Origin of the sequence: Bacillus sp. 103mf, from assembly GCF_900116295.1 — a bacterium.
GTDB lineage: Bacteria > Bacillota > Bacilli > Bacillales > Bacillaceae_G > Bacillus_A > Bacillus_A bruguierae.
Genome location: NZ_FPAF01000002.1, coordinates 267159 through 280696 on the forward strand (window position 1 = coordinate 267159; position 13538 = coordinate 280696).

Consider the following 13538-nt stretch of genomic DNA (forward strand, 5'->3'; position numbering starts at 1 on the left):
AACAAGAAAAGGGATTTTGTTTCGTCTTTTCAACATATAAATCGCAGCTATATCAAACAAAAAGTGACCTGCACTCGTTCCCTCTCTTTGTTTTAACACCGCACGGAGCAGAAAAAGGCACTGACCGCTTCTACGTACGGCCAGTTCCTCTCTCCCTCCCTAAAAAGAAAAGGTTTTTTTCAATATATATTCATCCACATTACTATCTCACTTTTTTACATTGCCATTTCCCTTATCTTCCGATAAAGTTATAAGTTGATGCTACTTATTGAAGGTGAAATTATGAATAAGGAAAATTTTTCGCAAAAATCATTAACACATTCGAATATACCTCGCGCAATTTATCATATTCCGAAAACATCTACTGACTTAGTTCATCAAAACGATACGGATGTTACTTATTTTCGCGCTCTTGAAAAACAAGGAATATATTTAAATGAAAAGCAATTAGAAGCTGTTCGTCAGACTGAAGGGCCCGTTCTTACATTAGCTGGTGCTGGCAGCGGAAAAACGTCTGTCTTAACAACGCGCGTTGGCTATTTAGTCAATGTAAAAGGTGTTCATCCGCGCAATATATTGCTGCTTACATTTACGCAAAAAGCAGCGGAAGAAATTCGAAGCCGCGTAGCAACATTACCTGGTATGACACCCACAGCGAGTCAATATCTTGTTGCTGGAACATTCCACTCTGTTTTCTTAAAGTTACTTCGCAGCCAAGGATACAACCAACAAATTTTAGCAAATGAAAAGCATAAACAAATTATTATCAAGAAGATTTTAAAAGAACTTCGTTTAAAAGATGACTATGATGCGGAAAGTATGCTAGCAATGATTTCACTTGAAAAGAATAAATTAAATAGACCGAAAGATGTACAAGCTAAAACACCTGTGGAACGTGAATTTCAAGAAGTGTATCAGCGCTATGAAGACGTAAAGCAAAGTCACAGTTATTTAGATTTTGATGATATTTTACTTGAAACATTCTATTTACTAGAAAATAATGCAGCATTATTAACACAGCTGCAAGGGCGCTTTCAATATATTGAAGTCGATGAATTTCAAGATACATCATACGCCCAGTATGAAATTGTAAAACTATTAGCAGCACCGCAAAACAACTTATTTATCGCAGGGGATGATGATCAAGCCATATACGGCTGGCGCGGAGCTAGTCATCAAATTATCCTTTCTTTCCCAAAGGAATTTGATGATACAACCATTATTACTTTAAATACAAACTATCGCTCCAATCCATACATTGTCGGGCTTGGTAATGAAGTCATTAAGCTGAATCAAGAACGATTTAACAAAGAATTGTCCACCGTTCACGAAGAAGGAATACAGCCATATTATTCAAGGCCCGCAACAACATTAGATGAAGCAAATCAAGTGCTGCAACTCATTCAAGATAAAGTAGCAAGTGGCCAACGGCGCTATACAGATTTTTGTTTATTATACCGGACGCATTCCGTAAGCCGTTCCTTACTCGATCAGCTTACTATTCATAAGATTCCTTTCATCAAATACGGAGCAAGCCAATCGTTTTATGAACACTCGCTCATTAAACCTGTATTAGATCAATTACGGTTAGCCTTTGAACCATTTCGCATAGAATCACTCGCAAGCATTTTACCGACAATGTATATCGGGCGCGATGAATGTATATCATTTATTGAACGAGAACAATGGAAATACGGTGAAGGTCGCTTCCCTTCCCTCTTACATTTTCTTTTACTCAATCCAAATTTAAAATCCTTCCAAGTAAAGAAAATTAATGACCGTATTGATTTCATAAAATTTATTAAAGAACTTGAGCCAAAAAATGCATTAAAAGAAATCATTAAAGGAAAAGGACAGTATTTAGAATATTTGCAGAGCAATGACCGCTCTTCTTTTACAATGCAAAAAGAAATACAAGAAGAAATGCTAGAAGAACTCATAGAATCTGCAAGTCGCTTTTCCGATATTCCATCCTATTTAGAATTTGTCAACACAGCGATACAAAATCAAAAAGAAATGGAAGCATTAAAAACACGAACGCAGCAAGATGCTGTCTCGCTTATGTCTATTCATAACGCCAAAGGACTTGAATTCCCATGTGTTTTCTTACTAGGTGCAAGCGACGGAATATTACCGCATTCCTCATCCTTAAAAGATGCAAAAGACCGCGTTACTGACACGTCGGAAGCATTAGAGGAAGAACGACGCTTAGCATATGTTGCTATTACTCGTGCAAAAGAAGAATTGTACATTTCTTCCCCGCAGTTTTTTAGAGGGAAGAAACTTGATGTTTCTAGGTTTTTATCACGCATTAGCGGACAGTAATACTCCCACCTCAAAATTAGACGAAAGCATTGTCCAGCTCCAGTGGCTAGAATGTTCGGTGGCTTCGCTTCTTCCTACGAGGTAAAAAATCCCTCTACGTCAGAAGCCCCACCACCCTCACATTCTGAACGAGCCACTTCCGCTTTTCTTAAGAAGTTAGGTGGGAGATAAACTGCTGGCATGCGCCCGATTGGTGAGGGCTAATAATCAGTGGGGATGAAGAAAACCCCACTGATTACAGTTTCACTTTATTTTTAACAAGAAATGACTTACAAAAAACAAAATCACAAATGAAATGATATCTGCCTGAAACGCCACTACATGACACTTTCTGAAATGCAATCTTTCAAAACAAAAAATACCCTGTTTTTCCTTATTTAAAGGATAAAACAGGGTATTTTTTGTTCAACAGCGGACCCGTTATTTACATATTTTATTACTTTGGATATTTATTTTTTCTTTCCGCCGCAGTTACAACCTTTTTTCTTCACATATCCTTGCTGTTCCAGTTGCTGTTGTATTTGCTGTTGCTCTTGCTGCTGCTCTTGCTGTTTCTTTTGCATTTGTTGCTGCAGTTGATACCAATATTCAAGATTATTATACGGATCAGGTTGCTGATAATTGGCCATTGCAAGCATCTCCTCTATTTTTTAACACTCGCTTTATTATATGAACAACCATTCTGTTTCGTTCCTTCATTCCTCACTCTTCTATCAATCGACTAATAACTGTCTCAATAATTGCCGCAACTCCAGCAATTGCTAACAATACAATAATTGGCTCGATTACTTTTGGTATCATATAATAACATAACAATAAAAAAGCGCTAGCCCACACCCCCGTACACCAATAACAACTTAACAATTCACCAATCCATTTCCGTAAACCCGTTCCTTTTATTTTCGTATACGTTGAAACCGTACCATCTGGCTCCGCAATCTGTAATTCTTCAATGAAAGGCGCACGTATAAAAGACGTAATCTTATCATAGACAAACAGACGTGTTAACCGAAAGACTGCAAACGAGAAAATAAAAAACATAAGCCAGCTCTCAAAAATCAAGTTTCTCATCTCTCCTCAGAAGAAGTTATGCCTATTTCCAAAAAGACAAGCTTAGGATAGTAACCAATTCACACTCGTTTCAATATTCTATTAATGTAAAAGTAAAAATAAATGATAAGGAGTGGACTACATGGGTTGTAATGACAAACACAGCAACTCTAAAAATGTTGGCTGCGTATGTGATGTTGTAAAGTTTATTGATGAGTTACAGTCAGCATGCGATGACCTTACCTGCACTTCAAGTTGCTTAAACCCTATGCTAGGTATGCCATCTAGCGGCATGAGAGCTAATACAAGAGTGTTTTCTTTATACACCGAAGATGGTACCCTATTTGAAGCAGAATTCTTAACAACGAATTGTACTAGAGATTCTTCAGAATTTTTCCGCGTAGAAAGCGTAGATGACTGCTGCGCTGTATTACGAGTGTTAACATTACAAGATGGAAGCTTAGGCATGTGTAGGTTTGAAAAAACAGACCAATGTATTATTGTTGACCTAAATCGTTTCCTTGCAATTGCATGCATTGAAGATACTTTTATCCCAGGCGTTTAATAATGTAAACTTAAAAACTATAAGCGGTAGAATTTTTCTACCGCTTTTCTATTTACTCTAATCCTTTCAGTTGTATGGTCACAATATCCGCAAGTTCTATAATAATAGCACTAAAGTAAGTACTACTTCTCATTTTCAAAACATTTTTTTCAAATGATAGGATATATCCAGCATATATATCATTCTTTGTTCTAACTATACACTGGGCATTAGGAATATAATGCGGTCTATTTACTATATAATTAATTTTTTCTACGTTGGTCATTTGTGAAAAAAGTTTCTTTTTCGCTCCCTCACTCTTTACTTCTACCTCACTATCAACTGAGATACTTTCTTTTTCATCCTGAAAAAGTATTTCTTCTACTTGTGCCTTTGTTTCTTCACTTTTCGCTTCTGAATTAGAGGTATTTACTAAACTTTCCTTTTTATTTTTAGGTTTCTTTTTCTTCGCTAAATCTAATTGATGCTGTTTGATAACAAAAATCTTTTGCATGCCTCCCACTGGTTGCGAAGATTTTGGTTGGGTAGTATAAAGAAGTGGCGGTTGTTCTACAGAAAAACGTTTCTCCCTCCTCATCATTTTCCCTCCTCTGCTCGACTTACTGTTCTTTTTTACAAGCACCTACATATAGTTACTTAAAGATATCCTTTGGACTATACTCAACATATTCTTGAAAGTTATGGGTTCTCTTCAGCACTATTGATTTCGGAAAAAGTTTATGTTCTTGAAATGTAGAAGTATGATGGTTGATGTTAGGATAACGAATATACACATAGTTATATTTAGAAGTGCTAAATAACTTAAAACCTCTATTTAAACAAGCCTTCAAGAAAAGCGTATCCTCTCCATCATTTACTTTTTCAAACATTACATTTGGAAATATTTCCTTTTTAAATACAAAAGTAGCACCTACTAAATATTTTTCATATAATTCTTCTTTCCGGCATAACTCAATAAACTCTTTCTTTTCGTTAAAAAGAGTTAATACTTGATTACTAAGATAATAAATAAAGATCGTACTCTTTCCAATCATATCTGCACCACTTACTTGTAATCCCTTCATTGCTTCTTCTAAATAATACGGGGAGTAATAATCATCGTCATCAAATTTTGCAATATACTCGTATTTAGCCTTCGGAATAGCGAAGTTATAGCACTCTCCAAGAGTAATACTATTTTCCAATTGAAAAACACGAACATTTTCACTCTCCTGCGCTTTTTTCCGCCAATTATCTATATCCATAGCATCATCATTCAATATAATAATTAATTCTTTGTCCTTATACCGTTGCCGCTTATAATTGTTAAAAACATTCTCACAAAAATGTTTACGCTTTGTAACCGTAATAATTGAGACGATAAATTCCCCCCCCTTTATTATTTATTCCCCTATAGGATCATACATTCCTAAACAAACCGCGTTTATAATATCATACGAATCACATGCATTGTATATTCCAAAAACCTCCCAGAACGTTCCATTTCATTGTTCATATACTATATTGATGAATTGTTTTAGAGCTAATTCATTGAGGCTTCCTTTAGTGGAGATGAATGAAACCCATCAAGATTTATAGGCGGTTTATTTCCCATTTAACTTCTTTACTTCCTGCATCCAGTCTTACTGCCTACAAGTAGTAAGATAAAACATACTTTCATACACAACAGCACGAGGTGAACAAATTGACAAAAACAGTTGTGATTACTGGAGTGGCTGGTTTTCTTGGCTCTTATTTAGCCAAGACACTTTTGAATACAAATGGAATTTTCATAATAGGATTAGATAATTTATCTACTGGAAATATGGAAAACTTGCAAGAAATCATTCATAATAGTAATTTCAAATTTCTAAAAGCTGACGTATCATCATCCGATATTTTACAGCTAGTATCACTATTATCAGCAGATGAAATCTATCACCTTGCTTCTCCTGCTTCTCCAAAATTTTATCAATCTGCTCCATTAGATACGATAGATGTAAATATATCTGGTACAAAAAATATGCTAGAACTTGCAAAACGAACAAATGCAAAAATCGTATATACAAGTACAAGTGAAGCTTATGGGGACCCTGAAGTTCATCCTCAACATGAAACATATAGAGGAAATGTAAATACATGGGGACCAAGAGCTTGTTATGATGAATCGAAACGAATGGGAGAAGTTCTGTGTTATTTATACCATTCTCTTTACAATGTTTCTGTTAAAGTAGCGAGAATCTTTAATACGTATTCAGCCGGATTACGAAATGATGATGGAAGAGTTATCTCCAACTTTGTAACACAAGCGCTAAATGGAAAAGACATTACTGTGTACGGAGACGGTTTACAAACACGATCATTTTGTTATGTAACAGATACAATTGCAGGACTTATGTTAATGATGGAGAAAGATGAAGCAAACGGAGAAATCATTAATATTGGAAATCCTATAGAATATACAATTATAGATGTAGCATATTTAGCGAAGGACCTCACAAAATCATCGAGTTTAATTTCTTTTCATCCATTACCACAAGATGATCCAAAACAAAGAAGACCGAGTATTGAAAAAGCTAAAAAAATTTTAGGATGGGAACCTCGGATCAGTTTAGAAAAAGGGTTACAGCTTACAATTGATGCATATAAAAAGAAACTTAATTTATAGTAGAAAGCAGCTTATCTTTATAAGAAAAGCTGCTTTCTACTTATTGAAACCCATTTGACATTCCATATGTTGCAATAGAATGATTTGAAACATCCCTAATTCTGCTGATTCTTCCATTGTTTAAATATTTCATTAAAATCAAAGCTATCTCCATCAATGACCATATCAAGTGCGTGGCCGAAATCGATAACGATTCGCCCGGTCGAATTGGCTAGCATTGGTGTTAAGATAGTCGCTGGTATACCTGCAGATAGTAAAGCAATGTCCCAATCATTGCTCTTTGATAAATATTGATGCAATTCCCCTATATGATTTGTTCCTTCTAATGGTAAAGCAATAGTTACATTCACATGTTTTTCTTGAAAATACGGTATAGCTTCTTGTGCACGTCTACCAATAATAGCTATCTTTTTATCTTGAAGGAGTTCCCAAAACTTTTGTTCCTTTATCATTTCATGCGTTACCCAGACTGAGCATATTATTTTAGGAACAAAGCGTAGGTGATGGAGCAATTTTTTAGTATTCTCATACCAAAACTCCCCACTATCTTCACAGTCCTGCCTAATTAGTCCTGTCACATTTGTTGTTTGAAGAGATTTTAATACCTTTCTAGCTGTAGATTCAATAGTCCCATTAAAACCGTTATATAATCGAAGATCATTCATTAAATGAAATAGTTCCCGATTACACTTCCGACTTAAACAAGAAATTTCTGCATGTGAAAATCGGGTCAATGAAAATGCCTCTTTCTTATTTATCGCTTCCTCTAAAATATCAAGTACTTCATAAGTACTCAAAAACTTATGTTGATAACTATGACAATTGCATGACACGGAATCACCTCAATAATCATTTTTTATTATAGTCCACCACTATAAAATTCGAAAATGTTTCGATTAAGTTCCATTCCATACCTTTTTAGTGACCTAATCAGTCCATGCTTATGGACTGCGCTATCTAATAAAATTACCCCGTCTAATTCCCCTCTTTTGAACCACGACTTGAGTTGTGGGAGATAACTTCTTTCCTTCTTATAAATCATTAATGGAATTTCAAGTGATGATTTTGACTGCTCTACAAATAATTCACAGCCTATTTTACTTCCAGCCACAACAAATTTTGGATAATCCTCCCTATACTTATAAATTGTATTTCGAACATATTTTGAAAATGAGTAAAATAATTCCTTCACTGTTTCATGCATATTCTTATTAGATAAAGATTCATTATATCTTCGATAGTAATAGAGTACTTCAGGAACATTTTCTATTCGGCCTAAAGTAATGAGCCTAGTCCATAAATCATAATCATAAGCAATTTTTAAGTTAGCATCATATTTTCCAGCTGTCACATAAGCGTTTCTTGAAAACATTACACTTCCATGAGTTAATGGACAGCCATGATATAAAATAGAAGCTATGTCAGAATCCGTCGTAATGCAATTTCTTCCCATCTCAAAGTATTGAAGCTCGTTCTCCAATACTTGATTATCACCTGGGATACACTTAATCCAGGAACCTATTGCAATTAGCTCGGGACGTTTTGAAAGATGAGCAATTTGTGTTTCTAGACGGTTAGGAACACTTATATCGTCCGCATCATGAATTGCAATCCATTCCCCGTTTGCATGCTCAATACCTATGTTAAGTGCCTGAGCTGCTCCATGATTACTCGAAAGATGTATTATTTTGACTCTAGGATCTGTAATTTCATCTAAAATCTTTGAAGTATCATCCGTTGAAGCATCGTTAATTATAATCAATTCGTAATACTCATATGATTGTGAAAGGATGCTGTTAATTGCTTCTTGTATAAAATTCTCACCATTATAAACAGCCATTACAACAGATACAAACATTAAGCAGCTCCCCTTACATTTAATAGACTAAAAGAATTTTCCCTAATCCTTATCAGACTATGTTTTAAACAAGATGAATGACAGGGCTTTTGTCCGTTAAAAGCAGTTTTGTATCAACATCTGTCATTCACATAGGCTTATCTGAAATTCCAGTAAACAAAAAAGGGGGAGGTCATGATAAAATCATACCTAAATCTCAATTGTTATATCCATCCGGATTATTCCTATGCCATTGCCATGCAGAACGAAGCATGTCTTCCAAAGAATACTTAGGTACCCAGCCGAGTTCCTCACCAATCTTTTTTGCGGATGCAACTAAATAAGGAGGATCTCCTTCTCTTCTTTTCTCATATACAATGTTTGCTTTCTTATTTGTTAATCTCTCACACTCTTCAATAATCTGTTTAACTGAATACCCTTTATTATTACCTATGTTGTAAACTTTCCCTACAGATGAGGAATTTAGCAATGCTTGCAGCGATAATATATGTGCCTCTACCAAATCAAGTACATGGATATAATCACGTATACAAGTTCCATCCACAGTACGAAAGTCATTCCCAAATACAGCTATATGTTTTGATTTTCCCAACAAGTGCAAAAAAACATTTGGAATAAGATGTGTTTCAGGGTCATGATGTTCCCCGATTCGACCAGAAAAATCAGCGCCCGCAACGTTAAAGTAACGAAGAATTATATACTCTAATCCGTATACTTTAAAGCAATCATCTATCATTTGTTCAACAATTAATTTAGAACGTCCGTATGGATTAATCGGAGATGGAGGGGATTCTTCATTCAAGAATTCGGTTTCAGCCAATCCATATGTAGCGCAAGTAGAAGAAAAAATTATCTTCTTAATGTTATTCTTTATCATTACCTTTAATAAGTGAAAGGTATTTATAACATTGTTCTCATAATATTCAAGCGGCTTGGATATGGATTCGCCAACTAGGCAGCTTGCGGCAAAATGCATAACAACTTCAATATTGTATTGAGTAAAAATCCGTTCCAAAAGCATACAGTCCCCTATGTTACCTTCTACAAATACAGCTCTCATATCCACCGAGTGACGATGCCCTGTCGAAAGATTGTCAATAACCAATACATGATATCCTCTATCTAATAATTCTTTTACTGCATGACTGCCTATATAGCCGGCTCCACCTAAAACTAGTATCATATGCTCACCTTCTTTTCTGAATACATATTGCTATTCAATCCTAAAAATATGCTTATTCATTTTTAATCCTTTATGAATAAGTTTTTTCATGAAGCGATTCGATTGATAATCATTCATTACCAGCACACCATCGTTGATCCCTTCATTCAACAACCCCTTAAATCCCCATTCCTTCATTTTTCTGCTAGGATTAATATACCTTTGAACATTCATATCGACATGGGGAGCAATATTTTCCTTGAAAAATTCACATTTATTTCGAGATGCCACTACGATGACATTAGGACTCTCATTATGAAGATATCCTTTATTACGATAGATGACATCTCGTATACCCGCTGTTGTAGCCAATAATAATTCTTTATTTACTTCAGCAGGGTTACCATGACTAAGAGAATCAGGGAGAATACGATAGTAATACAACACCTTAGGTATCTTTTCAAATGGTGCAATTTCAAACATACGGAACCATAGGTCGCGGTCGTACACTATTTTAAAGAGGGGATTATACCCACCCAAGCGGCAGAACACTTCTTTTGAAAACATGACTGAACCATGGCATACATAACATGTCAAAAATCTTGACGTATAAACCTCTTCTTTAGATAATACCTTGTTGAAATGGAACTCATGGGCATACAAAAGTTTTTCTGACACAGGTTTCTTTCCTGCTATTCCTTTAACAAAAGAACTTACTCCAATAGCTTGGGGATGACTTGTTAAATAATCGATCTGTTCCTCCAGTCTCGTTGGAGCACTCATATCATCGGCGTCTTGGACAGCAATCCATTTCCCCTCTGCTTGATTGATTCCTTGATTGAGGCAGAACGCAGCCCCATAATTTCTTTCTAAATGCATCACTCTGACTCTTGTATCTTGTACAGCATCTAACATTTCCTTTGTCCTGTCTGTCGATCCATCATTCACAATGATGTATTCAAATTCTGTATATGTTTGATTCAAAATGCTCTCAATGCATTCCTGAAGGTACTCTTCTCCGTTGTAAACAGCTGTTACTACGGAAACTAGCATGACATTCTCCCCCTTCTTTAAAATATATAAATACAAATTAAAAAACGATATAAAAACCCTCTTTCTTTTTAGGCGGGCGAGAGCACCTGGCCATGCATAGAAGCGGTCAGGGCCTTTTTCTTCCACATGCAAGGTTTAAAACAAAAGGAAAAAGCAAGTAATGGTCATGTTGTATTCTGCGTAGCAGCGACTTATAAAGAAAAGCGGAGCCGATTGTTTAGACCCGTTGGCTAAGGTTCTTTCACACAGAAGGTGTTTTTTACCTTCTCGTGTGGAAGGTTCTTAGACATGAGGGCTTAGGAGGCAGAACTAGACAAAGATGTTGAAAAATTAAAATGGATTTATATAGATTAACAATAAAGTGAAACTTCCATCAGTTTGGATTTTCTTCATCCTCCACTGATGGAAAGCCCGCCCAACCGGGCTTTTATGGGATAAATCCCAAATAAAAACGTTCATTTAATAGATAAATAGATTTTTATTTTTTTATAAGAATAACGGACTGTTTCCATTAAATTTGAAGCATACAACCTATACTGGTTTAACAATTCCTTATCCTTCCATAGCCGCTCTTGTATACATTAAGGATACGCAACGCCTCTATAGATAAATCCTGAGTGCTTGATTTTTTCAGCGTTTAAACAATTCCTTCCGTCAAAAATAATCGGATTGGCAATCTTATCTTTTATTGTTTCCCAGGCAAAATCCTTATATTGGGACCAATCGGTACAAATTAAAACAGCATCCGCATTTGTGACTGTTTCTTCTACTGTCTCATATTGCTTGAAGCACGAAGAAGGTAACGTAACCACAGGATCATGAATTTTGATATTTACTCCTTCTTTTAATAAATAGTCAATAACAATCAAAGAAGAAGCTTCCCTTATATCATCTGTATTCGCTTTAAAAGACAGCCCTAGAATGGCAATTGTTTTCCCTTCCAAACTGCCAAGTACCTGTTGCATCTTCTCCAAAACATAAAAAGGCTGCGTTTTATTTACGTTTATAGCGCTTTTTAGAATAGATAGTGTGACTCCATATTGATTCGCTGCATCCAATAGAGCATTTACATCCTTCGGAAAACACGACCCTCCATACCCTATGCCGGCCTCTAAAAAACTTGTTCCAATCCTTTTGTCTAACCCCATTCCTTTTGCTACATCCCTAACATTTATATTCAGTCGGTCACACAATCTTGCCAGTTCATTAATATAGGAAATTTTTAATGCTAAAAACGAATTAGCTGCGTACTTAATTAACTCGGAAGCTCTTGGAGTTGTTTCTAGATAAGGAAATGACACCGCTCCGAATACTTCGCGCATTTTTTGAAAAGCTCTCTTTGTCAGAGCCCCCACAACAATACGATCAGGATGTAAAGCATCATATAGCGCCGATCCTTCTCGTAAAAATTCAGGATTTGATACAACATCATATTCGTATGGGGTTATTTGGGATTCTTTAATCCATTCTGTTACCTTTTCAGCTGTCCCTACCGGAACTGTACTTTTTGTTACCACTGTTTTGTAGCCGTTCATCAGCTTTCCAATAGATTTTGCCACCTGTTCTACGTATATCAAATTGGCGCTCCCATCCTCCTTTTGCGGTGTCCCTACGCAAATATAAATAATTTCGTTATTTTGAATTCCTTTTTCTACATTTGTAGTAAATACAATATTTTTCTGTTGCAGGTGCTTATTTAATAATTCTTCAAGACCTGTTTCATAAAAATGCAGTTTCCCGGCTTGTAAATTTTCAATTTTATTTGTATCCACATCCAGTCCTGTTACCCTATGACCTTGTTCAGCAAAAATCAAAGCTGTTGTAGTACCTACATAACCTGTACCAACTACTAAGATGTCCATATGTTCCTCCTTACGGCATTCATACAATCAGACTTATTTTTTCTTAAACATATAATTTAAAAGTGTCATGTACTCTTCGTTTTTCCCTAAGTCGAAACAGTCCATTTCCAGTACTTGTGCTTTAGCTTCATACTTTGTAAGCATCTTTTTTATTGCATCAGTAAGTTGAATTTCATTTCCGATTCCAGGGAGTGTCTCATTTAAAAAAGGGAAAATTTCAGGAGTAAAAACGTAGCGCCCCATTACAGCTAAATTTGAAGGAGGAGAAGTTTGAGGTTTTTCAATAATATCAGTAATATCGTATAATCCTTCAGCAAGTTCAGTACCTTTTATAACGCCATAAAGCTTTAGATCCTCTTCTTTCACGGCCTTCACACCGATTACGCTCTCTTTGTATTCATTATAAACCGCTATCGTTTTTTGGAGTGCGTTAGCTGTCTCATTTATAAAAAGTAGATCTGGAAGCAAAACGGCGAATGGTTCATTCCCTGCAAACCGCTCTGCTAAACAAACAGCATCACCCAGCCCTTTTGCATAAGATTGCCGGATGAATTGAATATGGACTTTTGGTGTTTCCAACAACGGAATCAAGTGTGACTTTTCAGCCTGATTTAGGAACATTTCCAATTCCAATGAACGATCAAAGTAGTCCATAACCATATTTTTAGAACGTGAGATGATAATCAAAATTTCCTCAATTCCCGCTTCAACCGCTTCGCGTACGATATAGTCAATTGCCGGACGTCCTGCAACGGGAAACATTTCTTTAGGCAAAACTTTCGTGATGGGAAGATTTCTTGTTCCGTATCCTGCGGCCGGTATTACAGCCTTTTTCACCAATTTACATCACCCCGCTTCCGCACATAATAACTATATAAGTTGAATGAAATGAAAATGTAATTGCCAATCGATTTCACGCGTCTCAAACAGGAATCCGCACGTTCCCCTTATTATTTTTAGAACATGCAGCTTTGTTTCCCAAAAGGATAGGCAACAACTTCATGTCAGACAAATGT

At 35.9% G+C, this 13538-nt stretch carries 13 protein-coding genes; 3 read left to right on the plus strand and 10 right to left on the minus strand.

Annotated features, from left to right (window positions below; genetic code table 11):
• The first annotated feature begins 282 nt into the window (after positions 1-282).
• Positions 283-2325: an ATP-dependent helicase gene (locus BM350_RS07925; RefSeq protein WP_090915100.1), complete on the plus strand. Its 2043-nt coding sequence runs from the start codon at positions 283-285 to the stop codon at positions 2323-2325.
• Between the two features lie 449 nt (positions 2326-2774).
• Here the strand turns inward: BM350_RS07925 and BM350_RS07930 are convergent, their stop codons facing one another.
• Together BM350_RS07930 and BM350_RS07935 are read right to left on the minus strand one after the other, a co-directional pair.
• Complete coding sequence (locus tag BM350_RS07930; RefSeq protein WP_090915099.1) at positions 2775-2954, minus strand: cytochrome C oxidase subunit III; 180 nt, start codon at positions 2952-2954, stop codon at positions 2775-2777.
• A 73-nt stretch (positions 2955-3027) separates the two neighbouring features.
• Positions 3028-3387, minus strand: a complete 360-nt coding sequence (locus tag BM350_RS07935; RefSeq protein WP_090915097.1) for a DUF1360 domain-containing protein — start codon at positions 3385-3387, stop codon at positions 3028-3030.
• A gap of 130 nt (positions 3388-3517) precedes the next feature.
• Between BM350_RS07935 and BM350_RS07940 the strand changes: the two genes are divergently transcribed.
• Entirely contained in the window at positions 3518-3940 is a 423-nt protein-coding gene (locus BM350_RS07940) for a CotY/CotZ family spore coat protein (protein WP_090915096.1), read from the plus strand.
• A gap of 52 nt (positions 3941-3992) precedes the next feature.
• Here the strand turns inward: BM350_RS07940 and BM350_RS07945 are convergent, their stop codons facing one another.
• The gene (locus BM350_RS07945) at positions 3993-4520 is read right to left on the minus strand and encodes a CotO family spore coat protein (protein WP_090915094.1); all 528 of its coding nucleotides are present in this window, start codon (positions 4518-4520) and stop codon (positions 3993-3995) included.
• A 52-nt stretch (positions 4521-4572) separates the two neighbouring features.
• Positions 4573-5322, minus strand: a complete 750-nt coding sequence (locus tag BM350_RS07950; RefSeq protein WP_348272198.1) for a glycosyltransferase — start codon at positions 5320-5322, stop codon at positions 4573-4575.
• 302 nt (positions 5323-5624) lie between these two features.
• On the opposite strand from BM350_RS07950, the gene BM350_RS07955 reads away from it, so the two are divergent.
• Positions 5625-6587, plus strand: a complete 963-nt coding sequence (locus tag BM350_RS07955) for a GDP-mannose 4,6-dehydratase (protein ID WP_090915090.1) — start codon at positions 5625-5627, stop codon at positions 6585-6587.
• A gap of 95 nt (positions 6588-6682) precedes the next feature.
• Here BM350_RS07955 and BM350_RS07960 read toward each other — a convergent pair whose 3' ends face one another.
• The 6 genes from BM350_RS07960 to BM350_RS07985 form a co-directional block, all read right to left on the minus strand.
• Positions 6683-7420 (minus strand): GT-D fold domain-containing protein, encoded by a 738-nt coding sequence (locus BM350_RS07960; protein ID WP_090915088.1) that lies wholly within the window; start codon positions 7418-7420, stop codon positions 6683-6685.
• Between the two features lie 26 nt (positions 7421-7446).
• Positions 7447-8445: a glycosyltransferase family 2 protein gene (locus BM350_RS07965; protein WP_090915086.1), complete on the minus strand. Its 999-nt coding sequence runs from the start codon at positions 8443-8445 to the stop codon at positions 7447-7449.
• A 196-nt stretch (positions 8446-8641) separates the two neighbouring features.
• Positions 8642-9628 carry a UDP-glucose 4-epimerase GalE gene (gene galE / locus BM350_RS07970; protein WP_090915084.1) on the minus strand — a complete coding sequence of 329 codons (987 nt, stop codon included), beginning with the start codon at positions 9626-9628 and terminating at the stop codon, positions 8642-8644.
• Between the two features lie 30 nt (positions 9629-9658).
• A complete protein-coding gene (locus BM350_RS07975; protein ID WP_090915082.1) occupies positions 9659-10660 on the minus strand; it encodes a glycosyltransferase family 2 protein in 1002 nt (333 codons plus the stop codon).
• A gap of 581 nt (positions 10661-11241) precedes the next feature.
• Positions 11242-12522: a UDP-glucose dehydrogenase family protein gene (locus tag BM350_RS07980; protein ID WP_090915080.1), complete on the minus strand. Its 1281-nt coding sequence runs from the start codon at positions 12520-12522 to the stop codon at positions 11242-11244.
• Positions 12523-12555: 33 nt separating this feature from the next.
• Positions 12556-13362 carry a UTP--glucose-1-phosphate uridylyltransferase gene (locus BM350_RS07985; RefSeq protein WP_090915078.1) on the minus strand — a complete coding sequence of 269 codons (807 nt, stop codon included), beginning with the start codon at positions 13360-13362 and terminating at the stop codon, positions 12556-12558.
• Positions 13363-13538: the final 176 nt, after the last annotated feature.